This window comes from Candidatus Accumulibacter cognatus (genome assembly GCF_000584975.1).
GTDB classification, from domain to species: domain Bacteria; phylum Pseudomonadota; class Gammaproteobacteria; order Burkholderiales; family Rhodocyclaceae; genus Accumulibacter; species Accumulibacter cognatus.
On sequence record NZ_JDST02000096.1, the window covers coordinates 18272 to 42255 of the forward strand.

Consider the following 23984-nt stretch of genomic DNA (forward strand, 5'->3'; position numbering starts at 1 on the left):
GCCAGACCTATGCTCACCCACCAGAAGATCTTCCTCGCCTCGTCGCAAGAGCTCGAAGACGACCGCCGCGCCTTCGAAATTTACGTCGGCCGCGAAAACGAGAAATGGGTGTCGCAGGGAGTCTTCCTCAAGGTCGTGCTGTGGGAAGACTTCCTCGACGCGATGTCGCGCACGCGGCTGCAGGACGAATACAAGCGCGCGATCCGCGAGTGCGACCTCTTCGTGATGCTCGTCGCGAACAAGGTCGGCCGCTACACCGCCGAGGAATTTGCCACCGCTTTCGGCCACTTCCAGGCGACGAATCGGCCGTTTCTGTTCACCTATTTCAAGGAGCGGACCGACGGGTCGGCGGCGCTTGCGCCGGAAGACGAGCGCAGTGTGCGCGAGTTTCGCGAGAAGCTCGACGAACTCGGCCACTTCCCGACCCGCTACGCGAACACGGAAGGATTGCTGCTGCATTTCGGCGGCCAGCTCGACAAACTCGCCGCTGCCGGCTTCGTCGAACTGCGCCCGGACCCGCCGGCGCGGGCGGCGGTGCCTGCGCAGAAAATCAAGGTCGGCAGGCGCGGCGTCGCGATCGGGCGCGACAACTTCGGCAGCGTCAGCACCGGCGACACGCACATCCACGATCATCGGGACCAGCGCGATCAAAGGACGATCGTCCACCTCGCGGCACGGAAGGGAGCCAGCGCCGCCGACCTGCGCCGCGCCTACCTCGACTGGCTCAGCCGGCGTGCCAACGAGTTGCCGCTGCTCGCCGCGGACAGCGGCAGGCCGGTGCAGCTCGCGTCGGTGTATACGGCGCTGCTGACGCGGCACGCGCGCGACGAGACGCCGGGCGGGCGCGGCCAGGCCAGCGCACGGCTCGCCGCGCGCGGCGAAGGTGAACAGCACGCCGCGCCACGCCAGTCGGCGCTCGAAGCGCTCGACGACGAACGCCTGCTCGTGCTGATGGGCGGTCCCGGCAGCGGCAAGACGACGTTCCTCAACTTCGTCGCGCTGTGCATGGCCGGCGAGCTGCTCGGCCAACAGCCGACCGACCTGCGGCTCCTCCGCCAGCCCTTGCCGGTCGACGACGGCGAGGAGGCACGCGCCAGCTCTGCCAACAGGAAAGAGAAAGCGCCCGAGCCCCAGCGCTGGCGCCATCGTGCGCTGCTACCGGTGCGCGTGCTGCTGCGCGACTTCGCCGCCAGCCTGCCGCCGCCGGGCGTCCGCGTCGCCGACGGCGCGCTGTGGACCTTCATCGTCGGCCAGTTGCCGACGCCGCTCGCGCGCTACGCCGACGAGCTGCAGCGCGAGCTGTTGGCCGACGGCGGCCTGATCCTGCTCGACGGGCTCGACGAAGTGCCGGACGCGCTGCAACGCCGCGAGCAGGTCAAGCGGGCGGTGCAGGACTTCGCCGCGCTCCACTCGCGCTGCCGTTTTCTCGTCACCAGCCGCACCTACGCCTACCAGCGCCAGGACTGGAAGCTCGACGGCTTTGCCGAACGCGAACTGCTGCCCTTCACGCGCGGGCAGATCGAGCGCTTCATCGACACCTGGTACGCGCACCTGGCGCAGGACCTCTGCCGGCTCACCGAGAGCGACGCCAGCGGACGCGCGGCGCTCCTCAAGCGCGCAACGCAGTGGCCCGAACTGCGCGAACTCGCCGAGCGGCCGCTGCTGCTGACGCTGATGGCGCGCCTGCAGAGCAAGAGCGGTGGATCGCTGCCGGAGAACCGCGAAGAACTCTACGCGCAGTCGGTCGACATGCTGCTCGACGAATGGGAAGGGCTCAAGCTTCGCCGCGACGCCGACGGCCAGCCGGTGGTCGCCGAACCCAGCCTCGGCGAGTGGCTGAACGCGCCGCGCAACAAGATCCGCGAACAGCTCGACAAGCTCGCCTACCACGCCCATCTGCAGCAGCCGCGGCTCACCGGCACCGCCGACATCCGGCAAAGCGCGCTGATCGACGCGCTCTACGCCGCCTCGTCGGACCCCGACGTGCGCCTCAAGCGCCTCGAGGAATACCTGCGCGACCGCGCCGGGCTGCTCAGCCCGCAGGGCGAAGGGCTGTACCAGTTCCCGCACCGCTCGTTTCAGGAATACCTGGCCGCCTGCCACCTGGCGCGCTTCGACTACCCGGACACGCTGAGCAAACTCGCGCGCAGCGACCCGAACCGCTGGCGCGAGGTGACGCTGCTCGCCGCCGCCCGCTCGAAAGCCTCGCCGTCGGCGATCTGGGAACTCGTCGACGCGCTCTGCGCCGAGGACGACGCCGATCCCCAGAAAGCGGTCGAAGCCCACTGGGGAGCGCTGCTCGCCGCGCAGGTGCTGCACGAAACCGGCCTCGCCGCGTTCAACCCGGACTTGCGGGAGCGCCACGAGCGCCGGCGGCAGCGCGTGCGCGACCGGCAGTTGGTCGTGCTCGCCGGCGCGCGGCTGCCGGCGCGCGAACGCGCGCTCGTCGGCGACCTGCTGGCGCGACTGGGCGACCCGCGCCGCCACCTGCGCGAAGTCGACGCGATGCGTTTCGTCTTCGTGCCGCGCGGCCGCTTCTGGATGGGCCAGGAGGGCGACAAGGAGGCGCCACTGCACGAGAACGACACGCTCGACGACAACTACTGGATCGGCGAATCGCCGGTCACCGTCGCGCAGTTCCGGCAGTTCGTCGAAGCGAGCGGCTACGCCAGGCACCGGCAACAAGCCTTGAAGGAAGCGGAGAATCGTCCGGTGGCGTGGCTACGCTGGGACGACGCGCTCGCCTTCTGCCGCTGGCTCGACGCCCGCTGGCGCGCGCGCCTGCCCGCTGGCTGGGCGGTGACGCTGCCGTCGGAAGCCGAGTGGGAGAAAGCGGCGCGCGGTGGCGTCGAGATCCCGGGCAGCGTGATCCGCGCGACGCTCGATGACGGCTTCGCACCGCGGCAACACGCACTGCAAGCGAACCCGCAAGCCCGGCGGATCTACCCCTGGGGCGACGCCTGGGATGCCGAACGGGCCAATGCGGAGCAGGGCATCGGCCAGACGACCACGTCGGGCTGCTTCTTGCTCGGCCGTAGTCCATTGGGTTGCGAGGACATGGCCGGCAACGTCTGGGAGTGGACGCGCAGCCTGTGGGGCAAGGATTGGGACAAGCCCGAGTTCGGCTATCCCTATGATCCGAGCGACGTGCAACGCGAGAACCTCGATGCGCCGGATGAGGTGCGGCGGGTCGTGCGGGGCGGCTCGTGGGGCAATCCCAGGGACAGCGCCCGCTGCGCTGTCCGCCACAGATTTTTCCCGGTCGGCTGGCTCGACTACAGCGGTTTTCGGGTGCTGTTGCGCCGGTCCCCTGTTTCGTAGCTCTGGTCTCTGTCCCCTCTGGTCTCTGACTCTCCGGAGATCCGACTCTGGAGGGGGTTCGGGGGAGACTTCCCCCGCTCCTCCGCGCGCAGCGCGGCTGTTTATTCTCCGCCTTCCGGGTGGCGACATCCGGGCAGGCGGTCTGGAAAGGTCGTGCGGGGCGGCTCGTGGAACAATCACCGAGACAACGCCCGCTGCGCCGTCCGCAACAGGAATCCCCCGAACCACTGGAACGACAGCGGTTTTCGGGTTCTGTTGCGCCGGTCCCATGTTCTTCCCCACTTCTTCTGGTTGCGCCGCCAGGCGCAACGGTGCGACGGTACTCCCGTGCCGCTCGCATTCCGGAAATGCCGGCCGATTCGCGCAAGCGGGTTTGCCGGCCGAGGCGAAGGAAGAAGAACAGCGCCAGACGCGTCTGGTCCGCGCGCGCGCCGCAAGGCAGGGCGCCATCGGGGCAGCGCTCGCGCCGGGCAGATAGCGAAGCACGGACACGGCCTGGCGAAACGCCCGCCGTGTCCGCCCCGGCCCAGGCCCGGCGCTATGCCTGCATGCTCTGGCGCAACCAGCCGCCGAGCAGCCTGCCGATGCCGGCGACCCTCCGGCTGACGTGCTCGTACTGGCCGCTGCTCAGCCAGTTCTCTACCCGACGCACCGCCTGCTCAAGCAACGCAACTCGATCGCGTTCACGCGCCGGCTGGCAGACCATCTCGATGCCTACCAGGCCGGGCGGATTCCGTTCGCCGAACTCGACGCGGCGGTTCATGGCTGGATCAAGCACGTGCGTTACGCCGATACCTGGGGACTGCGCGAACACCTCTTCGCCACGCACCCGATCGTTCCGCCGCGCGGCGGGGGAAGTTTCCCCCGCACCCCCTCCAGAGTCGGATGACCGGAGCTCCAGAGCCCTGAGGGGGCAGAGCCCAGAGCTACGAAACAGGGGACCGGCGCAACAGAACCCGAAAACCGCTGACGAGCCAGTGGAGCGGGGGATCCCTGCCGCGGACGGCGCAGCGGGCGTCGACTCGGTGAAGGTCCACGAGCCGCCCCGCACGACCCGCCGCACCTCATCCGGCGCATCGAGGTTCTCGCGTTGCACGTCGCTCGGATCATAGGGATAGCCGAACTCGGGCTTGTCCCAATCCTTGCCCCACAGGCTGCGCGTCCACTCCCAGACGTTGCCGGCCATGTCGAGGCAGCCGTACGGACTGGCGCCGCTCGCGAAGATTCCGACCGGAGTCGTATCGCCGAAGCCGGATTCGGCTGCGTTGCAGCGCGCGGCGTCAAACGCGTCTCCCCACGGGTACGCGCGTGCGTCGCTGGCACCGCGCGCCGCCTTCTCCCATTCGGCTTCGCTCGGCAGCGTCACGGCTTTGCCAGTGACCGCGGCCAGCCAGCGGCCATACGCGAGCGCGTCTTGCCAGCTCACGTCGACGACCGGGTGGCTCTCCTTGCCTCGCGGCGGGCGAGGTCCTTGCCAATACTTGGGCGGCGGATGCCTGCTGGCCTGCGTGAACAGCGCGTATTGCGCGTTGCTGATCGGCACGCGCGCGATGGCGTACGCCGGCAGCGACACGCGGTGCGCCTTGCTGCCCTCGCCCATGGTGAATTCTCCGGCGGGAATCTCGACCCACTCGGGTTCGCCGTGCGGTAGGCTCCAGAAGCGGGTTCCGCCGATCCTGGCGAGCGCTTCGGCGGCGGCGATGCGGCGCCGAAGCGCTGCCTGCGGGCTGATGCCGCGCGTCAGCAGCGTCTTTGTCTTCGCCAGCCAGCCGATAGGCTCAGGACGCTCGAGTTCGTCCCGCAGCCGCGCGCGCAACTCGGCTTCGAGATTGCCGATCAGCCTGCCCGAGCCGGCGTCGCGCACGCACTCGGCGGCCAGGACGAGGTTGTGGTACGGCTCGGGCTCGGCGCGCGCATCGGCAATCGCGCGAATCAGCCGCGTCGTCCGCTCCCTACTCTGCGTGCTCAGATGGCCGGCGGTGAGCAGGATGACTTCCCGCCACCAGGGGTCGGCGCTGTGCGCCAGCGTCTTCTCGACGTAATCGTCGCGGCCGGCGATGCCGAGCGCCGCGAGGTATTCCTGAAAGGTGAGATGCGAAAAAGCGTAGCTGCCTTCGCCGCGCGCGATCAGCAGGCCGGTACGCTCCTCAATCAGCCGCAGCAGGCGATCGACGGCGGCATCGAGGTCGCGCGTGTCGTCCAGCCGGCCGGCGAGTTCGTCGGCCAACAGTTCGCGCAGCGGCTGGCGATCGACTTCCTTCACCCTTTCCTCGTGCATCCGTAATGCCAGACGTTGCAGCACCAGGCGGCGGTCGCTGGTGTCGAAAGGCCGCTCGTGCACGACGCGCGTTTCCGCGACTTCTTTCGCTTCGTCCCACTTGCCGAGCAACACGTCGACCGCTTCCTCGTAGAGCTCGGCGCGCCGGTCGGGCAGCTTGACGCGGTCGCGATGGACGAGCGCGATGACGGTGAGCAGCAGCGGGTTTATCGCCAGTTCGCGCACGCGCTCGTTGGCTTCGATCGCAGCGAGCAGTTGTTCGGATTGCTGCGCGGCGGCGGTTTCGGCGCTGTCGCCGGGGCCCATCTGGCCGATGGCGATCAAGCGGTGCCACTGCGCCAGGAAGCGGCGCAGGTCAGCGAGCGAGAAGTCGCGCACGGTCGTCGTCGCATAGCCGGCGGCAAGCTGCGACGATTCGGTGTAGCCGACGATGCGGCTGGTGACGACGTAGCGGCAGCCGGGATATGCGCGCGTGAAGTCGTCCACGCGGCGCGCGACGCGCCGGCGCAGCGCCGCGTCGGCGACCTCGTCGAGGCCGTCGAGCAACAGCACCGCGCGGCCGCCGTGCAGCCAGTCGTCGAAGAAGTTTTCCGGAACGGCGATGCGCTGGTTGGCCAGCAGGCGAACGAGAAAGCGCAGAAAAACGACGTGCCCTTCGGTGCCGTCGTCGCGCTGCTCGCCGAGGAAGCGGGCCAACAGGCGCAGTGGCAGCAGGATCGGCAGCGTGCCGCTCTCGGCCAGCCCGAGTTCGCCGCGCAGGTGCTCGCTGCCTTCGGCGACATCGCGCGCGTAGCGCAGCGCCAGGTAGCGCAGCAGCGTCGTCTTGCCGCAACCGGGGTCACCGAGGACGACCAGCCGGCGATGCTCGGCGAGCGCCTGGTTGACGCTGATTTCGCTCATTTCGCGCGCCGCTTCGCCAGCCGGCCCGCTACCGGCCAGGCCGCGCTGCCGCTCGCCGGGTGCCAGCGCGCACTCGCCGGCCAGCCAGGCGGCGTCGCCGCGCTCGGTGAACTGGCGCGTCGCGCGCAGCGTGACGTAGATGCGGTCGAGCTCGATGTTCACCAGCTTGCCGCGCGAGCGGATTCCTTGCAGTTGCAGATAACGGTTTTCACTGATCAGGTGCTGCAGGTTCTCCGGCATCTGCTGAACGGAGTCGTGCGCTACCCGTGTGTGTCGGTCGCGGGCCGCCGGGCCTCGCCCTGCGGCACCAGCTGCACGGCGAGGATGCAGAAGAGGATCAGCACACAGCCGGCGGCTTGCCTCCCGTCCAGCTTCTCCGCGAGAAAGAGCGCGCCGGAGATGGCGGCGAAGAGCGTTTCCGACGACAGGATGATTGCCGCGTCGCTGGCCTGCGTATGGCGCTGGGCAAGCACCTGCAGCGTGAAGGCGACGCCGACCGAGAGCACGCCGGCATAGAGGATGGCGGGCATCGCCGAGACCAGGCCGGCGGCGCGGATCGGCTCGACGAGCAACGCCGCCGCCAGGCAGACGACGCCGCAGACGAAGAACTGCGTGCAGGCGACGGTGATTGCCGCGCCCTTTTCTGCGGCGACGCGGCCGACCAGGAGCACGTGGCCGGCCCAGAACAGCGTGCCGGCGAGCACCCACCAGTCGCCCGTCGCCAGGGACGACAGTTCGCCACCGCCCAGGAGGTAGGTGCCGGCCACGCAGCCGCCGGCCGCCGGCCAGACCGACCAGTGCGGAAGCGTGCGGAAGAGCAGGCAGCCAAAGAGCGGCACCAGCGGCACGTAGAGCACGGTGAAGAAGCCGGCATTGGTGACCGTCGTGCCAGCGATGCCGACCTGTTGCAGGGTGGCGCCGCCGGCGAGCAGCAGGCCGAGGCCCGCGGCACCCAGCCACTCGCCTTGCGTAAAGCCGTGGTGGCGGGCGTTCAGGCGCCGGTACTCGCGCATGGCCAGCGGCAGCACGATCAGGGCGCCCAGCAGGAAGCGTATGCCGGTGAAGGCGAGCGGGCCGATGTCCTGCATGCCGAGGTTCTGGGCAACGAAGGCGGTTCCCCAGATCAGGGCCGTGAGGGTGAGCAGCAGGTTGGCGGTGAGGCGGGTCATGGGCTTGGCTGGATCACCCTGTATTTTCCGGCTTGAGAGTGTGCGCGAGATCCTGCGTGACCACAATCATGCCCTACGGCTCGAAGGCATCGTCGTCAACCTTGTGCCGCGGGCGAGGTCGATCCTGCATCCACAAGGCGACTCCTCCCGTATCAGGGAAACATGGCAGCAGCGTGCCGCCATGATTCAGATACCTCAGAGGAGAGAACCATGAACACCTTGTCAAGACTGATCCTGGGAACCGCTTTCTCGCTGGCGCTTGCCGCCTGCGCCGCCGGGCCCAGGGCAGGGTCTGCTTCGCTGTACGATCGACTGGGCGGACAGCCGGCGATTACCGCCGTGGTGGACGATTTCGTCGCCAATGTCGCCGCCGACAAGCGCATCAACGGACAGTTCGCCAACACCAACATCCCCCGCCTGAAGATGCTGCTCGTCGAGCAAATCTGCGCCGGCACCGGCGGCCCCTGCCAATACACGGGCCGTGACATGAAGTCGGCACATGCTCACCTGAAGATCGGCGAGGCAGACTTTGCCGCGCTGGTCGAAGACCTGTCACGCACGCTCGACAAGTTCAAGGTTCCCGCAAAGGAACAGGGCGAACTGATTGCCATCCTGGCACCCATGAAGGGCGACATCGTCACGGTCAAGTGAGGGCCTGGGGGGAGATGCAGGCCGCCCCCCTGGGCGAGAACGACTCCCAGGCTCGACCCGCACCGAAGTACGAATTCGACGTTCGTCCCGACTGACAGGTGCGGGTTGGAAGTTCCCATGCGCACAGGTTCAGACGGAATATGAGCCTCCTTCCCGCAGCGTCGATCTCGAATCTAGACAGCGGCGGCCATCCCGGACCCTCGACCACAGCCCCTCCCGCATCAGCTCGGCGCCGGCTGCAGCAACCCGCGCAGCGTGGCGCCACCGGGGTAACGCAGGTCGTCGACCCGCCAGCGGGACCCCTCCCGCAACAGCAGCACCTCCACCTGCCAGTCACGCGAGCCGTCACCCAGCCGGATGGGCACGCTAGCGCGGGCGCCGTCGATGCGCGCACGTCCCGGCAGAAAACGGTCGGGATATTCCTGCGAGTCGGTGAAGGGGTCGCCGTTGATCGGCGGCACTTCGTCCTGCGGCCGTGGCCGTTTGAAGTAATCGGCGATGGCGCCGCGCAGGCCGGGCGTCAGGTAGGCGCGCTTGCGCGCGACCGAGGCGGCATCGAAAACCATATCGTGGGTCATGTGAACATGCAGCAGGTTCAGTGTCGCCGCCTCGGGCGATTCCGCTTCGGCGGCGCGGCTGAGCGTCCACACGACGTTGTCCAGGCCCAGCAGCGCCTTGCGCGATGTGATCAGGTGGTAGTCGAAGAGACCATTGTCGCAAGTCACCTGCAGGCTCAGCAGCGGCAGATGCGCGATCCCGAGCCGGCGCGCGGCCTGTTCGGCGGGCGGCGGCAGACTGCCCTGGAACAGGCCCGGTGCCGGCGTCAGGACGAATTCGTAGCGGGCCGTCGCACAGGCCAGCGGTTCGGGCGCTTCGACCCTGGTCGGGGTGAAGCGCAGGGACTTGCCGGCGAGCCGTCGATCCGTCGGCACCTGCGTCTTCGCCGGCGCCCAGGACGCGACCACGCCCCTCTCGAAGCGCCAGTCCGCCTGCGGCAGCCAGGCCTCGAACGCCCCCGCACCGTGCGCTGCCAGGAAAAGGAACGACGCCACGACCGTCCGCCGGACAGCGCGCCAGCGGCGCCGGAACGCACGCGTCAGCGCACCGCTTCGGCCGTTCGTCATCGTCTCGCTCCTTTCTCCATCCCCATGGAACAGCGGATAATAACCCGAATGGCGCCGGCTTCCTGCACCGCTTTTCACAGCTACCGAGACTGGGCCAATCGCGGTGCAAATCACCGCCCCAGGCGCTCCGGCCGGCTCCCGGTCGTGGCAACAACTAGACCTGTTCCGAAATCGACAGTCTGCGCAGCATGTTGCGTCGCTTGCGCTGGTGCGCGTGCATGCGCTCCAGGACACCGTTGAGGAAACGCACCGCCTCGACGATGTAGGGCCCCTTGTTGAGCATCACGGCTTCGGCACGGCCGCTCATGACGGCATCGGAGACCTCCGCACGTGTCGGTGCGCCGGTCTTGGCCAACCCCTCCAGCACCTGGGTGGCCCAGATCACCGGCACGTGCGCGGCTTCACACAGCCAGAGGATCTCTTCCTGCACCTCGGCCAGACGCTCGAAGCCCACTTCGACGGCCAGGTCGCCGCGCGCCACCATCACGCCGACCGGCGGCGAGTACAGGGCGGTCAACAGCAGGTGCGGCAGGTTCTCGAAAGCTTCCCGGTTCTCGATCTTGAGGACCACGCCGATGTCGCCGCCGCCCAGTCCGTCGAGATGCCGCTGCAGGAGCCGCACGTCCTCCGGCGTGCGCACGAAAGACAATCCAAGCATGTCCACATGCCTGACCAGAAACGCCAGGTCATGGACATCCTTGTCCGTCAGGGCCGCGATGCGAAGTTTGGTGTCGGGCAGATTGATCCCTTTCTCCGGCCGCAGCCTGGCGGTTGTCGGGCCTGTGTCGCCGATCCGCACGACGATCTCCCGACCGTCGTTGGCGATGACGCGACTGGCGATCTTGCCATCGTCGAAACAGATGAGTTCCCCGGCCTTGGCGGCTTCGAAAACGGCATCCAGGGAGCACGAAATGCGCGCCGGCTCGATGATCCGGCCCTCGGCGTCGCGCACGGCGGCCCGCCCCGGGAGGCCATCGCGTGTCAGGATCAGTCTGTCGCCTACCGCCAGCTCGATCGGCGAGACGACCTCGGGCAGGGGACCGAAACCGCCTTCGGCCATCACCTCGCCGTCGCGGAGCAGGCGCGCCTGGCCGCCCTCTTCCACGTAGGCCGTCTGGCTCGACAACGCCAGGCACGAGGCATTGCGCACCTCCTGCACCACGAGTTCGCGATACTTGCCCCGGCAGTCGTCAAAAGCGATGACGTCACCGGCAAGCGCCGACTCGATCAGGTGACCTTCGACCGGCAAGGTGAAACCTACACCCGGAGGCGCTGGCTCCGGCGCCGTGGCCGGGGTCAGCCAGACCTGCGCCGGCTCGCTCACCGTCCCGCGCAGGTCGCGGCGCGGCCGGTACTTGAGGACCCGTCCGGGTGATTCGATCATGCCGGTGCGCAGCTTCGGACCCGCCAGGTCGGCATAGATCTTGGCCGAGCGACCGAGTTCCCTCTCGGCACGGTGCAGGTTGTTGATCATGCCCAGCCAGGCTGCTTCGTCGTCGTGTGCGCAGTTGATGCGCGCCACGTCCATCCCGGCAGCCAACAGATTGCGCACCAGCGAGTAGTCGACGGCCGCTTCGCTGGGCATCGTCACCATGATCCGCACCGAACGCTTGCCGGCCGGCGAGCCGAGAAGAAGCTGACTGTGGTGGTCGAGGATGATCGTGCCGTCGTCGATGCTCAACGGCGAGGCCGGAGCCTGCCGGGGCCGCGGCCTGCCGGCAAGGCCATGCAGGGCCGCCAGTACGGCATCCAGCGAACGGAGAGTCTGCGCCTCGCAGCCGCCCAGCGAGGTGAGGCCGAGAGCGCTCAGTTCCTCCTGCAGCGGCCGCAGATCGATCTGCCGCAGGGCGAGATAATGTAGCAGGTTGCGGGCGCTGGCCTGATAGCTGGGCTCGATACCCTGAAGGTGTTCAACATGACTCTGTTCGAGCGCCATGGCGCGGGCACGCAATTCACTGATCCTCCGGATCAGGCGTTCCGCCTGCGGGTGGCCCGGGCCGGCAGCGGCCTTTGCGCCGTCACTCTGGCGTGGGTTGTCCTGGCGTTGCCGGGTTTCGTTCATTGGCTGCTTTCCGTCCGCGAAATGGCAAGGGCGTCGCGAGTCCCGCTTGCGCGCTCGCCACCGCAGGCTACTCCGGCAATGTTTCGCCAGCGTGACGACAGCGAGCAGCCATCGGGATGGGCGCGCCTCGCGAGGCGCGACTTCATGGGCATAGACCTGCGCGATCGCAGCCAAAGGGGGAAATCGCGCGGCATGGCCGCGCCCTGGGGAATCACGCCAGCTATCGGCATGGTCGTCTTCCAGCGCCGTGGTCACCCCTGGGTCATGATCGACGACAGCCGAAAGGACCCCGGCCACTCCGCGAACGCCCCTGGCGAGGGCGCTGCCCGTCGCCGTCAGTCCAGCCAGCGGATCGGCGACGCCAGTTCCGGGCGCTTGCCTCGCTGCTCGGTGTAGTGTTGCGCGATGGCCGCAAGATCGATCGCCGAATCGCCGGATAGCGTCACGTAGGCAAGAATCCCGGCCTCGCGGCGCGTGTAGTCTACAAAGCCCAGCGCCACCGGCACATCCGCGGCCAGTGCGATCCGGTAGAAGCCGCTCTTCCAGCCGCCGGTCAGTCTGCGCGTGCCTTCCGGGGCGACAACCAGGAGCAGCCGGGGTGTGGCTGCGAACTGCTCGACCATTTCGGCGACGAAGCCCTGGCGGATTCGCCGATTGACGGGGATACCCCCCAGATGACGCAGCAGTCCGCCAAACGGCCAGCGAAAAAGCGAATCCTTGGCCACCCAGCGGGCCTCGAGACCGAGCCCGAACTTGCCAAGCAGAGCGTAGAAGGCGTCCCAGTTGGAGGTGTGCGGATAGGCGATCAGCACGGCGCGGGCCGGCCGCTCCGGCGGTTCGCGCAGTGTCCAGCCCAGCACTGCGAGCAGACGACATGACAGGATCTTCAGCATGTGCGAAGTGTAACCCGTGTGATGGGGCGGAGCGGATCAATCGCCGACCCGGTGGCCCGCTTCCCTGGCCGGGCGCCCGATCAGAGCTGGTCAGTCGAAAGGGCTGGAAACAGACAGGCTGAACCTGCGGATATCGTGCCATGCCTCGACTCTAGGCCCGGAAGTCTGGATTGACGCATTCTCAAAGGCACGCTACTGTCTCGACTCCGAAGCGGTATCTATCTCTGGATGCACATGGCTGATTCATCATCAACACTCCCCATTCATCCATTGCTGCAACCCCCCTCTGCTCATTGGCGGGCAGTGGTACGTCTTTACCGCGCCGTCACCTTGGGCGGACTGTTGCTGGCCATGCTGCCGCTTGCCCTTGACGGCCCACAGCCAGTCGCCGGTCCGGCTGGCTTCATCAGCCTGCTGGTCATCGCCGCCCTATTGCTGCAGGCGCCACTGCTGGTCATCAACGTCTTCCGTCGTCGCTTGCTTCGGCAAGTATCCGCCGTCATTGCCACCGTACCGGGTCACCCGGTTCAACTGCGGACGGAAACCACCGCCCGCGAGCTCGTCGTCCGCCTGACCGAGCATCGCGATGACGAATCCAGGGAATCGATCCGTATCCGCTGTGATCAGGTCGTTGGCGACACCGTGCCGCCGATCAATACTACGGTGGCCGCCATGCAGCATCGCGTCGATCCGGAAACGTCGGCGACACCCGGTCCGGCCAGGTTCGCCATTGTCTGGGATCGAGGCGTGCTGTGGGGGCAAGCGCCCGATGCGGCGCGCGACCGGCGCAACATGTGGCTCGGTGTGGCAGTTGTGGTGCTGGTTCTCGAGAGCATCCTCGCGGTCACCGCTGCGGCGTACTGGAACGACTATCGTACCCTGTCAGCCGAGTGGCAACGGGCCGAGGCCACGCGCGCCTGGCCCGTGACCGAGGGATGGCTAAGCAGCAGTCGCCTGGACGAAACCCGGGTGAGTGTCGGGCGCGGCTGGCGCCCAGCCTGGCAGGCAGAGATCCATTACCGCTACCGTGTCGCCGATATCGTTCATGGCGGCAACGTCATCCGCCAGGGCATGCGCCCGAACCGCGACAAGGCAGCGGTCGAACAATGGCTTGAAGCATATTCAATGCAGCGACAGGAGGGTGGCACGGTGGCTGTTTATTACGATCCGCAAGCCCCCGGCAATGCCGTCCTGGAAACGGGAGCAGACCCAGCGCTCGCCACCCTCCTTGGCGACGCGCTTGCTGGTGTCTGGATCTGTGTCATTCTCGGCTTGCTGGTGCTGACGGGCCTGCCGCTGGGAGTGCTCTGGCTGACCCTGCGGGCGAGTTCACGAGGCCAGCCAAGGAGCGCCACGCATGAATGACACGCCCACAGATCCCGCCAGGCTGACCGCCGTCGTCGATTACCACACCGTCGGCAGCCTGTTGCGGGAGGTGCTTTTCCCGCCGATGACCGTCGGAATTTTCCTGACCCGGGCTGGTAGCGGACTGCTGGGACTGGCAGCGTGGATGGTCACGGCCCTGGCCATCGCAATGGTCCTGATGAGATTCGATGTCGCACGCACGACGGCAGGCATGGTCGGCGTAGTGACGCCGGTCATCGTCGTGATCGTGCTCAACAGCCTGGGCGTCTTCAATCGCCGTGGGGCCGGCGCCAAGCCTCTCCGACAGTTTCATGAATGGCTTCTTGCCGTCGCCAGCCGGGGGATGGGCCTCGAGGCCACCCACATCGTTGCAGCGCATGTCGATGCTGACCAGGCACTGCAGTTGCAGGTCAGCGACGCCTGGTTGCAGCAACCGGCAGACAAGCGGCTGCGCGATCTGTCGCAGTGGTGCTATCTGTGGAACTGGAGCCTCGTCAGCCGAGAGGGCACAAGCGCCGTGCGCATCGTACTGCATGATGCGAACGGCCAGACGGTCGGCGGTACCGGACCACAGGGGGGTGACGAGGTGTGGCTTGCCTATTAAACGCGATGTGCAACTTATACTCCGTGACCAGCCCTTCGAAATCCAGCAAGGGTCGCCCCAAGGACTGGTTGATCAGGACGCACCAGGTATGGGCAGCGACTTTCCTGTAGAGACGGGTTACCCACTGCCAGAGTTTCCGTGCGCCGATCCGTTCGGCGGAGAAACGTTCTGCCAGCTGTCCGATGACGGTCTCGACACGGCGACGCACCGATATCCTGTGAGCCACCAGGGATAGGGGGCGAGAGTCCGCCATGTTCTTGCGTAATCAGCACGAGGCCATGGAAGCCAAAGTAATCCTCCTCTTTAGAAGTGCAGAAGCCCAAATCCGCTTCGCCCCGAAAGAGGGTGTAGCGATCCACTCGCTTGGGATGGCACACGGGTATCCGGAATCCATCCACGAGATACCCTTTCGCTTCGAATGCCCTCAGCCTCTTGGCCCCGGGCCGATGCAGAAGGGCTTTGACGTGACCGAGCTTGGCCAATTGCCGGACGAAGGTCGAACGGTCGCCCAGATGGGGAAACCATGCGGCCCAATGCCGGCCGAAGTACGCCCAAATGTCCTTGTCGCTGCGGTAGCCGAGGACGGTGCCGATGAACGCCGTCGTCAGGGCCTCAGCATCCGGCCATCTCAGCATCCGGCCATTTCGGCGGGAACCCTCGCTTGCGCGGGTTCCCGCCCGGAACGACCGGGTTCAGAGCCTCGCAAACCAGGCAATTGTTAAACATGATCATAAGGACTCAGCTATTCTTGTACTTTTCAAATTCATGGCTGTGTTTTCCATGCTTACATTTGCACAGTTTTTCGGATTTCTCGTGGCCGCTGTACTGATTACAGCATCGCCCGGCCCCGACAATCTCATGATCCTTAGCATGGGAATTTCTAAGGGGCGCAAACAAGGTATCATCTTCGGATTAGGGTGTGCATTAGGTTGCCTTAGCCATACGGTACTCGCAGTTATTGGCGTGAGCGCGATTATTGCGGCATCACCCATTGCATTCACTGCACTGAAAATTGCTGGGGGGCTCTATCTTATTTGGCTAGGCATAAATGCTTTGCGTAGCCGAGGCGGTGCCAAGGTAGAAAAGGTTCTAAATGACGAGCAAGCTCTGACGAAGCTGTTCTTTAAAGGGGTGTTTGCCAACGCGATCAACCCGAAGGTGGTTTTGTTTTTTCTATCCTTCCTGCCTCAGTTCATCATCCCATCCAACGGAAACATCAGTTGGCAGATGGCCGCGCTGGGAGTCACTTTCACCGCGCAAGCGGCAGTACTTTTTGGGCTGCTAGGTTACTTTTCGGGATCACTTGGGCAATGGCTCAACACTAGGCCCAAGGCAGGTGTAACTCTTGATCGCATAGCAGGGGCCGTTTTTGTCGCGTTGGGTTTGCGATTAATCGTTTCACGATGAATGCCTGCTTTGGGTCGATGGCCGACATACCCCATTGCTCCAGTAACGCGATGTGCAACTAATGAGAAGCCATGCTGACCTATGCCGGGTTCGCAACCCTCGGAGTCGGTCATGCCCCTCGAAACCTTCATGGTCACTGTCTACTGCCTTGTTCGCGAGGCGCTGAACATGTCGTTCATGGTGGGAACCCGCGCAAGCGAGGATTTCCCCCAAAATTGTCGATTGCTGAGGCCCTGACGATGGCGTTCGTCGGCACCGTCCTCGGCTACTGCAGCGACAAGGCCGTCGTCTCTGTACGCCGCCCTGTCGAGACCGTGATCGGACAGCTGGCAGAACGTTTCTCCGCCGAACGGATCGGCGTACGGAAACTCTGGCAGGTAACCGTTCACGCCCCCCAGCAGATGGGTGGCCAGCCCCCACGGCGGTGCCTGCGGACGCACGAAGCGGCTCTTGAGCTCTTTGTGCCGGAGCGCAGTCCCTCCAGAAGCGAGTAGGCAATTGGTCTAAGCGTTTTTTCTTAGCATGTTATCGGTGTAAGCTGAGAAACGACATACGGTTTCGTTGGGTTTGAGCGTGATCTGCATTAGACTGATCGCCGTTGACCGTCGCCCAACCCGTCTTGCCATGCATCTGACCGACCACGATCTTCGCCAACTCGACCGCGATGCGCTGTCGCGGCTTGGGGAAGAGGCGGTGCGGCGGTTGGCGGAGCGCCTGCTGGCTGATCTCAAGGACGCGCGGGACCGATTGAACCAGGACTCCCGCAATAGTTCGTGTCCGCCCGGCAGCGATTCGGTCTATCGCCAACCCCGTGCGGGCTCGGAGCGTGATCCGCCGACGGACACTACGCCTGACGAGCCGCCGACGGTAGCGGTCGGCGAGACCGAAGAGACGGACGGCTGAGGCGGGCGACGACGGAGCCCCGGTGGCAAAGGCGCCTTCCGGCGCTGCGGCCCCTGCTGCGCGTCGCCCGGGGCGGCAGCCGGGTGCGCCCGGGTTTGGCCGAAACCAGAAGCTGACCGTCAACGCCGTGCTCGATCATTGGCCAGCACGATGCGCGGCCTGTGACGAGCCCTTCGCAGCCGAGCCGGTGGCCCAAGCCTACGGTGGCTACGACGAAATCGAAGTGCCGCCGGCTGATCCGAACGCCCCAGGCCTGCGGTTGTGGGTGACTCAGCACCGGTTCTGGGAAGCCCAGTGCGGATGCGGCCACTGCAGCCGCTATCAGCCGCCACGTGCGGTGGTCCTGCCCGAATGGGAAGGCGCACGGGTGGATGCCCAGCAGATGCTCGGGCCGCGCCTGGCCGGGTTGATCGTCATGCTCTGCCTGCGCTATCGGCTCTCGCGCGCCAAGGTCCAGGAACTCCTCTGGGAGTTGCTCGGGTTGCAACTGTCCGCCGGACTCCTCGACCAGACCATACGGCAAAGCGCCGGCCAGGTCGCGCCGGTCGAAGAACTGCTGCGGGAGGAGATCGAACGTGCCGGCCTGCTGCACCTGGACGAGACGCCGTGGCGAGAAAGTGGCCTGTTGCTGTGGGTGTTCAACGCCGTGACGACGGTGGTGTATTTCATCGGCGCACGCAGTGCCGAGATCTTCGTCAATGCCCTGCAGGGCGGTTTGGCTGGCTGCCTGATAAGCGATGGTTACGCGGTCTATCGTTCGTACCTCAACCGCATCCGCTGCCTGGCGCATCTCCTGCGCAAGGCCCGCGGATTGGCCGAGGCCACTTGCCGGCACACCAGTCAGGTCGGGCAGCAACTCCTCGACCTGCTGGGTGCCCTGATGCAGGCGACTCAGGCCGCCCGCGACGGCCCTTCCGAGGATTTGGCCGAACAACAGGCGCCAAACCTGGCCCAACTCAAGGCCTTGTGCGAACGCCATCAAAACAGTCCCTTCGCCAAACTCGGCGAATTCTGCCGGGAAATGCTCAACGACTGGGAAGCAATCATCCGGCCGCTCCTCGACCCCAGCCTGCCGCTCACCAACCATGCGGCCGAGCGTCTGTTGCGCCACTGGGTCATTGCCCGTCGCCTGAGCTTCGGTACCCGCAGCGAACAAGGAACCCGAGCCTTTGCTTTGCTCGCCAGCATCATCGATACGTGTCGCGCAAGGAAGGTCTCCGCTTGGGATTACCTCTCCACCGCCCTCCAGGCTGGCCGCCAGGGACTACCCATGCCGCCTTTGCCTGCCGTCTCGGTAGGGGGGTGATTGGTTACTCTGGCAGTGGGTAACTCGTCTCTACAGGAAAGTTTCCGCCCATACCTGGTGCGTCCTGATCTACCAGTCCTTGGGGCGACCCTTGCTGGATTTGGAAGGGCTGGTCACAGAGTAATAGTTGCACATCGCGTTATTAAGCGGCTGCCCAGACGCCGATGGACAGGCCTGACAAGGGGTAGGCACCTGCACAATGCCTGCGGGTTCGTCTTCATGGCCGACAGGAACGGCGAGAGGCAACAACCGTTTATCCTTCACACGGCACAGGATTCGGTTTTTGAAAACAGTTGGAAATTCACGATCACCAGGGTTTGCTTATTGCCATTGAAGCGACTGCCGAAGTCGCGCAGGCAGGCGTCGATGTACTTCTTGAAAGTGGCGAACGTGTCGTAATGGATGCGGTACAACACCTGTCTTGACGAAGCGCCACAAGCTTTCGGTGAGGTTCAGGTTGGCTACCGTCTGGTTGTCCGTGTGGGGCGGGCAGTTCTCGAAATCCTGATTTAGCCTTTCCGCGTGTGCATCCCACTACCCCTTCCCCTGGCGGTAGTGCTCGGCCAGTAGCCCAGGCAGGCCACCGTCTTGCAACTTCCTCACCTTTTCAGTGACGGTGTCTTCATCCACCCACACCCCGTCTGCTATCTCCTGGTGAGCGTAGCCTTTACCCTTTAGGTAGACCACATTCAGCTTGTTTTTTACAGGCGCGACGGCTGGGGTTCCCACTCGCCTCCTAGTGCAGTTCGTCGAGTTGTGCTTCGGTGAGTTCCAGGTTGATCATCTTCAGGCTTCAAAGCGGGGTGTTCAATGCCCCTCACCCAACATTGGCTTGATGTAAAACCGAAAATTCGGCCGCGCGCAGTACAGCGCTACAATGGAACCATCACGTAAACCCGGTGTCTGCTTTGGCTGAGCGGTGATCGTCTGTCACTAAATGCACACAATAACCCACAAAACATGCCCCGGAGGTCCTCCAGATGACCCGTTTCAGTCTACGTATACAACTCCTGATCGTGACCATTGCCCTGGCCAGCGGCTTCCTGGTTTTCGGCGCCTGCACCTGGCAGATCATCAAACAGACCAAGATCGGCAGCCCGCATTACGATCGCATCGTCCTCTACAAGGATCTGGTCGCGGACATCCTTCCCCCTCCCAACTACATTATTGAGTCCTATCTCACCGTCCTGCAAATCGCCAACCCCGACCGGATTGACGATATTGCCATACTGATCGGCAAGCTACAGCAACTGCAGCAGGACTACGACAAGCGGCACAGGTTCTGGACCGAACAGTTATTGCCAGCGAGCATCAAGACTCGTTTCCTGAACGACGCGCATGCGCCAGCCGTGCGATTCTTCGAGATTGCCAACAAGGAGTTCGTGCCAGCCGCCCAGGCCGGTGACGCGACAGCGATACGTACCTCGATGTACAAACTCTCTTCTAACTATGCCGAACATCGCAAGGCCATAGATGATGTGGTTTTGTTGAGCAGCCGGGAACAAACAGAGGTTGAAACCAGTGCAGCCGCTACCGTCCAATCCGGTCTGAGCTTGCTGCTCCTGGTCTTTCTCCTGAGTGCTGCACTCGCTGCCGCCGCCAACTACATCTTTGGCAAATCCCTGCTGGCAGGCATTCGGGAAGCCCGCCAGCGTTTGGGAAACATCGCCAACGGACTTCTCGATCAGCAACTCAAATCAAGTAAGCGGACCGATGAAATCGGAGACCTGCTGCGCTCCCTTGATACCACCACCAGCAACCTGCGGCTGACAGTCGGGGAAATTCGTGCTGCTGCCCAGACGGTCAGCACTTCCGCTGCGCAGCTCTCTGCGACCATCGCCACCATTGCCGACAGCGCGCACAGTCAGAGTGCCTCGGTCAATGACATGGTAGCCACCGTGGAACAGATGTCGAGCGGCATCTCGATGATGGCTGCAGAATCCGATGCCGCGAAAATCCAGGTCCAGCAGGCCGGTGAACGCTGCGATCAGGGTAGTGCCGAAATCACCAGCACGACACGAGTGGTAGAGCACCTCACGAACGATGTTCAAGGCACCGCGGAATCGATGCGGTCACTCGGCGAACATTCCCGTGAGATTTCCGGTATTGTCAGCGTGATTCGCGAGATTGCCGACCAGACCAACCTGCTTGCCCTCAACGCGGCCATCGAAGCGGCCCGCGCCGGTGAACAGGGGCGTGGTTTTGCAGTCGTCGCCGACGAAGTGAGAAAGCTCGCTGAACGTACTGCTCAATCAACCGACCGCATCACCACGATGATCACCCAGATCCAGTCAGGCATCGAGAATGCGATCAGCGCGATGGGGTCGGGATCGCTAAAAGCACGCGAAAGCATTCACGCCGTCCAGGCAGCCAAGGCGACGATGGACGCCATTGCCGTCGAGACCGGCATTCTGATCAACCATATCCAGCAAATTGCCCAGGGACTTGGTGCGCAAAACCAAAGCAGTAGCAAGATCACCGCGGCAATCTCGGGCATCGCCATTGGTGCCCGGGAGAACAGTTCGGCTGCCGCGCAGGTATCCACTACCGCGACAGACCTTGCCACGACAGCGCATCGCCTGCGTGCTGCCGCCGAGTTCTTTCGCCTTTGAAGGACATCGCCATGGAACTGGCAGGAAAACGCATCGTCCTCGGTGTCAGCGGCGGCATTGCAGCCTACAAGGCTGCTGAACTGGTTCGCCTGCTAAGCAGCGAAGGCGCCTCGGTGCAGGTGGTGATGAGTGAAGCGGCGACGCACTTTGTCACGCCGGTCACCTTCCAGGCGCTCTCCGGCAAACCGGTGTTTACCGATCAGTGGGATCGGCGAGTCGCCAACAACATGGCACATATCGATCTTTCACGGGAAGCCGATGCACTGCTGGTCGCCCCCGCTTCGGCCGACTTTCTCGCCAAGGTGGCCAACGGACTGGCCGACGACCTGTTGACCACCCTGGTCCTGGCACGCGACTGCAGGCTCCTGGTTGCCCCGGCGATGAACCGTCAGATGTGGGAAAACCCGGCAACCTGCCGCAACATCGCCAGCCTGCGTGCCGACGGCGTGGACATCCTCGGTCCGGCCTGTGGGGATCAGGCCTGCGGTGAAACCGGGCCGGGACGGATGCTCGAAGCGGCAGAGATCCTTGCCGAGATGATCGCCCACTTTCAGCCAAAATCGCTCGCCGGCAAACGCGTGTTGCTGACCGCTGGGCCAACTTTCGAGGCGATCGACCCGGTACGGGGGATCACCAACCTGTCTACCGGCAAGATGGGCTATGCGATTGCCCGCGCCGCCTGCGAAGCAGGTGCACAGGTAACCCTGGTCTCCGGGCCGGTCAGCCTGCCCTGCCCGCTGGGGGTCAGCCGCATCGAGGTCAGCAGCGCCCTGCAGATGCACGCCGAGGTACACCGTCAGGTCGCCAGCAATGACGTTTTCATCGCCGTCGCCGCCGTCGCCGATTACCGCCCGGCCAATCCCAGCGCGCAAAAGATCAAGAAAGGCGCGCAGCTGAAGCCGCCAACGATCGAACTGGTGCAGAATCCGGACATCCTTGCCGAGATCGCTGCTCTGCGCGCACCACCGCTCTGCGTCGGTTTTGCTGCCGAAAGCGAGAATCTGCACAAATACGCAGAACACAAACGGCGCAGCAAGAACATCCCGCTGCTCGTCGGCAACCTGATCGCCGACGGCTTTGGCGGCGACGACAACACGCTGATCCTGTTCGACGATGACGGTGCGCACCCGCTGGCACCCGCGCCCAAGCTCCAGCTTGCGCGCCAGCTCGTCAACCGTATTGCCGTCCTGCTCGGGCGGCGCCGATGAGCCGCCCGGACCTTCGGGTAGACGTCAAGCTGCTCGATCCCCGCTTGCGTGACCAGCCACCGCATTATGCCACCACCGGCTCGGCCGGCCTCGACCTGCGGGCTTGCATCGCCGAACCGGTTGAAATCCGGCCTGGGGAAACGCTGCTGATTCCGACCGGCATCGCGATCCATCTCGGCGACCCTGGACTGGCAGCGATGATCCTGCCGCGCTCGGGACTCGGCCACAAACATGGCATCGTTCTTGGCAACCTGGTCGGGCTGATCGACTCCGACTATCAGGGCGAGATCATGGTGTCGACCTGGAACCGCGGTCAGGAACCCTTCACCTTGCAGCCACTCGATCGTCTGGCCCAATTGGTGGTGGTACCGGTCTTGCGAGTCGAGTTCGAGGTTGTCGAAGAATTCATCCGCAGCGCACGTGGTGCATGCGGTTTCGGGAGCACCGGTCATTCCTGAACGGCGGTGGCCAGACGTTCTACCTGCGCTCGCTACGCCCCACCACCAGTAACCCGGCAGCGACGAGAAAGGCCAGGAAACATAGACCTGACCAGTTGGCCATCGACAGTCCGAGGAACACCCAGTCCCTGCTTGAACAGAAACCGGTGGCCATGAACAGCGATGGCCAGTGTACGCCAAACCAGTCGACGATCTGCTCGATCAGCGTCGGCTCACCAAAACCACATTCCATGCTCGCGTTGGGCAGATACTGCAGCCAGCTCTGGTGGGCCGCAGTCGCCAGTCCGCCGGCTGCAGTCAAGCCGAGCAGCACGCCCCAGAAGCGGGACCCGCCGGGCAACAGCACGCCAGCCAGCGCCAGCAAGGCGATCAGCAGATAGAGCAGGCGTTGAAAGATGCACAGGGGACACGCCTGCAGCCTCATCACCTCGCCGAGCAACCATCCGGCCAGCGTCAGACCGAGCGCCATCAGCCCCAGCAGGCCAAAGGCGACACGTGGCGAGACACGCATCGGATTCGATCAGGCCAGTACATAGCTGCGCAAGCGCAGCGAGAGTTCCTGCAACTGCCGAACCCCGGAGTTCTCGGCACGCTCGCACCAGTCCTGCAGCGCACGCAGCAGATGCTCGCGGGAAGCGTTCGAGCGCTCCCAGACGGCCGCCAGTTCCTGGCGCATGGCATAAGCAGTTTGCAGCGCACGGCTCTCGCCGAGCAGCAACTCGAGCCGACTGCGGTGTTCCTGCGGAACGGCATCGGCATCCGCCGCCAGCCAGCGCTTCATGCCCTTGAAGCGACTACCGTCCTGTAGCGTGGCAAGTTCCTCGCGGTATACCTGTTTCAGCGAACGGGCGTACTGAGAGAGCACATCGTAACGGTTGACGATCACTGCCTGCAGGGTATCGAAATCGACGACCGGCCGCAGATCCCCAAGACGCGGCCTGGGTGCCACCTTCTTCACATGCGCCAGGCCAAGCGCAGCGAGGATGCGGATATAGAGCCAGCCGATGTCGACCTCATACCAGTGAATCGACAATCTGGCGGAAGTCGGAAAAGTGTGATGGTTGTTGTGCAGCTCTTCTCCGCCAATCAGTATCCCCCAGGGAGAAATATTGGTACTAGCGTCCGGAGAACTGAAATTGCGGTAGCCCCAGAAATGCCCAAGACCGTTGATCACACCAGCCGCCCAGAACGGAATCCAGGCCATCTGCACAAGCCAGATCAGCGTGCCTGCCAGCATGCCGAAAACCGTGATGTCGATGAGCAGCATGAGCAGTACGCCAAGCTTGTGCCACGGCGTGTAGAGATGGTTCTCGATCCAGTCATCCGGTGTGCCGCGGCCGTAACGCGCGATGGTGTCCTGGTTGCGGGCCTCCCTGACGTAGAGGAAAACGCCCGCCCAGAGAACCCTATGGATGCCGAACACCTGCGGACTATGTGGATCTTCGGCAGTCTCACACTTGGCGTGATGCTTGCGGTGGATCGATGCCCACTCGCTGGTCACCATGCCGGTGCTCAACCACAGCCACAAGCGAAAGAAATGTGCGGCCAGCGGATGCAGATCCAGAGCACGATGTGCCTGATGGCGGTGCAGAAAGATGGTCACCGAGGTGATTGTGACATGCGTCAGACCCAGTGCCATCAACACATAAGCCCACCAGGGCCAATCGACTAAGCCAGCGTACATAAACCATCCTTTAAGGAGCAGACTCGTGATTCTAAGGCA

At 64.6% G+C, this 23984-nt stretch carries 19 protein-coding genes; 11 read left to right on the forward strand and 8 right to left on the reverse strand.

All coding sequences use genetic code 11. The features are described from left to right. Positions 1-9: 9 nt before the first annotated feature. Positions 10-3321, forward strand: a complete 3312-nt coding sequence (locus AW06_RS21035; protein WP_273704814.1) for an SUMF1/EgtB/PvdO family nonheme iron enzyme — start codon at positions 10-12, stop codon at positions 3319-3321. Positions 3322-3859: 538 nt separating this feature from the next. On the opposite strand, the gene AW06_RS16420 is transcribed toward AW06_RS21035, so the two are convergent. Further along, positions 3860-6739, reverse strand: coding sequence for an SUMF1/EgtB/PvdO family nonheme iron enzyme (locus tag AW06_RS16420; RefSeq protein ID WP_034952213.1), 2880 nt, complete (start codon positions 6737-6739; stop codon positions 3860-3862). A 20-nt stretch (positions 6740-6759) separates the two neighbouring features. Further along, positions 6760-7668 (reverse strand): DMT family transporter, encoded by a 909-nt coding sequence (locus AW06_RS16425; protein ID WP_034952217.1) that lies wholly within the window; start codon positions 7666-7668, stop codon positions 6760-6762. Between the two features lie 210 nt (positions 7669-7878). Here AW06_RS16425 and AW06_RS16435 point away from each other — a divergent pair, with 210 nt between their 5' ends. After that, complete coding sequence (locus tag AW06_RS16435; protein WP_034952222.1) at positions 7879-8319, forward strand: group 1 truncated hemoglobin; 441 nt, start codon at positions 7879-7881, stop codon at positions 8317-8319. A 221-nt stretch (positions 8320-8540) separates the two neighbouring features. Here the strand turns inward: AW06_RS16435 and AW06_RS16440 are convergent, their stop codons facing one another. The 3 genes from AW06_RS16440 to AW06_RS16450 all read right to left on the reverse strand — a co-directional run bounded on the left by AW06_RS16440 (position 8541) and on the right by AW06_RS16450 (position 12398). Next, positions 8541-9443: a DUF3828 domain-containing protein gene (locus AW06_RS16440; RefSeq protein ID WP_034952225.1), complete on the reverse strand. Its 903-nt coding sequence runs from the start codon at positions 9441-9443 to the stop codon at positions 8541-8543. A gap of 154 nt (positions 9444-9597) precedes the next feature. Next, positions 9598-11505, reverse strand: a complete 1908-nt coding sequence (locus tag AW06_RS16445) for a pyruvate kinase (protein ID WP_034952228.1) — start codon at positions 11503-11505, stop codon at positions 9598-9600. A 335-nt stretch (positions 11506-11840) separates the two neighbouring features. Beyond that, positions 11841-12398 (reverse strand): 1-acyl-sn-glycerol-3-phosphate acyltransferase, encoded by a 558-nt coding sequence (locus tag AW06_RS16450; protein WP_034952231.1) that lies wholly within the window; start codon positions 12396-12398, stop codon positions 11841-11843. 303 nt (positions 12399-12701) lie between these two features. Here AW06_RS16450 and AW06_RS16455 point away from each other — a divergent pair, with 303 nt between their 5' ends. The 3 genes from AW06_RS16455 to AW06_RS16465 all read left to right on the forward strand — a co-directional run bounded on the left by AW06_RS16455 (position 12702) and on the right by AW06_RS16465 (position 15774). Then, on the forward strand, positions 12702-13763 hold the full coding sequence (locus AW06_RS16455; RefSeq protein ID WP_034952234.1) for a DUF3592 domain-containing protein: 1062 nt from the start codon (positions 12702-12704) through the stop codon (positions 13761-13763). Beyond that, complete coding sequence (locus AW06_RS16460; protein WP_034952237.1) at positions 13756-14367, forward strand: hypothetical protein; 612 nt, start codon at positions 13756-13758, stop codon at positions 14365-14367. Before AW06_RS16455 ends, AW06_RS16460 begins: the two co-directional genes overlap by 8 nt. 780 nt (positions 14368-15147) lie before the next feature. Beyond that, positions 15148-15774: a LysE family translocator gene (locus AW06_RS16465; protein ID WP_034952312.1), complete on the forward strand. Its 627-nt coding sequence runs from the start codon at positions 15148-15150 to the stop codon at positions 15772-15774. A 140-nt stretch (positions 15775-15914) separates the two neighbouring features. Here the strand turns inward: AW06_RS16465 and AW06_RS21040 are convergent, their stop codons facing one another. Beyond that, on the reverse strand, positions 15915-16214 hold the full coding sequence (locus AW06_RS21040; RefSeq protein WP_138677916.1) for a hypothetical protein: 300 nt from the start codon (positions 16212-16214) through the stop codon (positions 15915-15917). Between the two features lie 133 nt (positions 16215-16347). On the opposite strand from AW06_RS21040, the gene AW06_RS16475 reads away from it, so the two are divergent. The 6 genes from AW06_RS16475 (at position 16348) to dut (ending at position 22261) form a co-directional block, all read left to right on the forward strand. After that, a complete protein-coding gene (locus AW06_RS16475; RefSeq protein ID WP_273704815.1) occupies positions 16348-16677 on the forward strand; it encodes a DUF6444 domain-containing protein in 330 nt (109 codons plus the stop codon). 22 nt (positions 16678-16699) lie between these two features. Beyond that, positions 16700-17983: an IS66 family transposase gene (locus AW06_RS16480; protein ID WP_034952247.1), complete on the forward strand. Its 1284-nt coding sequence runs from the start codon at positions 16700-16702 to the stop codon at positions 17981-17983. A 293-nt stretch (positions 17984-18276) separates the two neighbouring features. Next, positions 18277-18408: a hypothetical protein gene (locus tag AW06_RS21045; protein ID WP_273704816.1), complete on the forward strand. Its 132-nt coding sequence runs from the start codon at positions 18277-18279 to the stop codon at positions 18406-18408. A gap of 555 nt (positions 18409-18963) precedes the next feature. Beyond that, positions 18964-20595 (forward strand): methyl-accepting chemotaxis protein, encoded by a 1632-nt coding sequence (locus AW06_RS16490; protein ID WP_034952252.1) that lies wholly within the window; start codon positions 18964-18966, stop codon positions 20593-20595. An 11-nt stretch (positions 20596-20606) separates the two neighbouring features. Continuing rightward, positions 20607-21803 (forward strand): bifunctional phosphopantothenoylcysteine decarboxylase/phosphopantothenate--cysteine ligase CoaBC, encoded by a 1197-nt coding sequence (coaBC, locus tag AW06_RS16495; RefSeq protein WP_034952255.1) that lies wholly within the window; start codon positions 20607-20609, stop codon positions 21801-21803. Next, positions 21800-22261, forward strand: a complete 462-nt coding sequence (gene dut, locus AW06_RS16500; protein WP_034952259.1) for a dUTP diphosphatase — start codon at positions 21800-21802, stop codon at positions 22259-22261. Before coaBC ends, dut begins: the two co-directional genes overlap by 4 nt. A gap of 19 nt (positions 22262-22280) precedes the next feature. On the opposite strand, the gene AW06_RS16505 is transcribed toward dut, so the two are convergent. Both AW06_RS16505 and AW06_RS16510 read right to left on the reverse strand, forming a co-directional pair. Then, on the reverse strand, positions 22281-22772 hold the full coding sequence (locus AW06_RS16505) for a disulfide bond formation protein B (RefSeq protein WP_034952261.1): 492 nt from the start codon (positions 22770-22772) through the stop codon (positions 22281-22283). 9 nt (positions 22773-22781) lie between these two features. After that, the gene (locus AW06_RS16510) at positions 22782-23945 is read right to left on the reverse strand and encodes a fatty acid desaturase (RefSeq protein WP_034952263.1); all 1164 of its coding nucleotides are present in this window, start codon (positions 23943-23945) and stop codon (positions 22782-22784) included. Positions 23946-23984 lie beyond the last annotated feature (39 nt).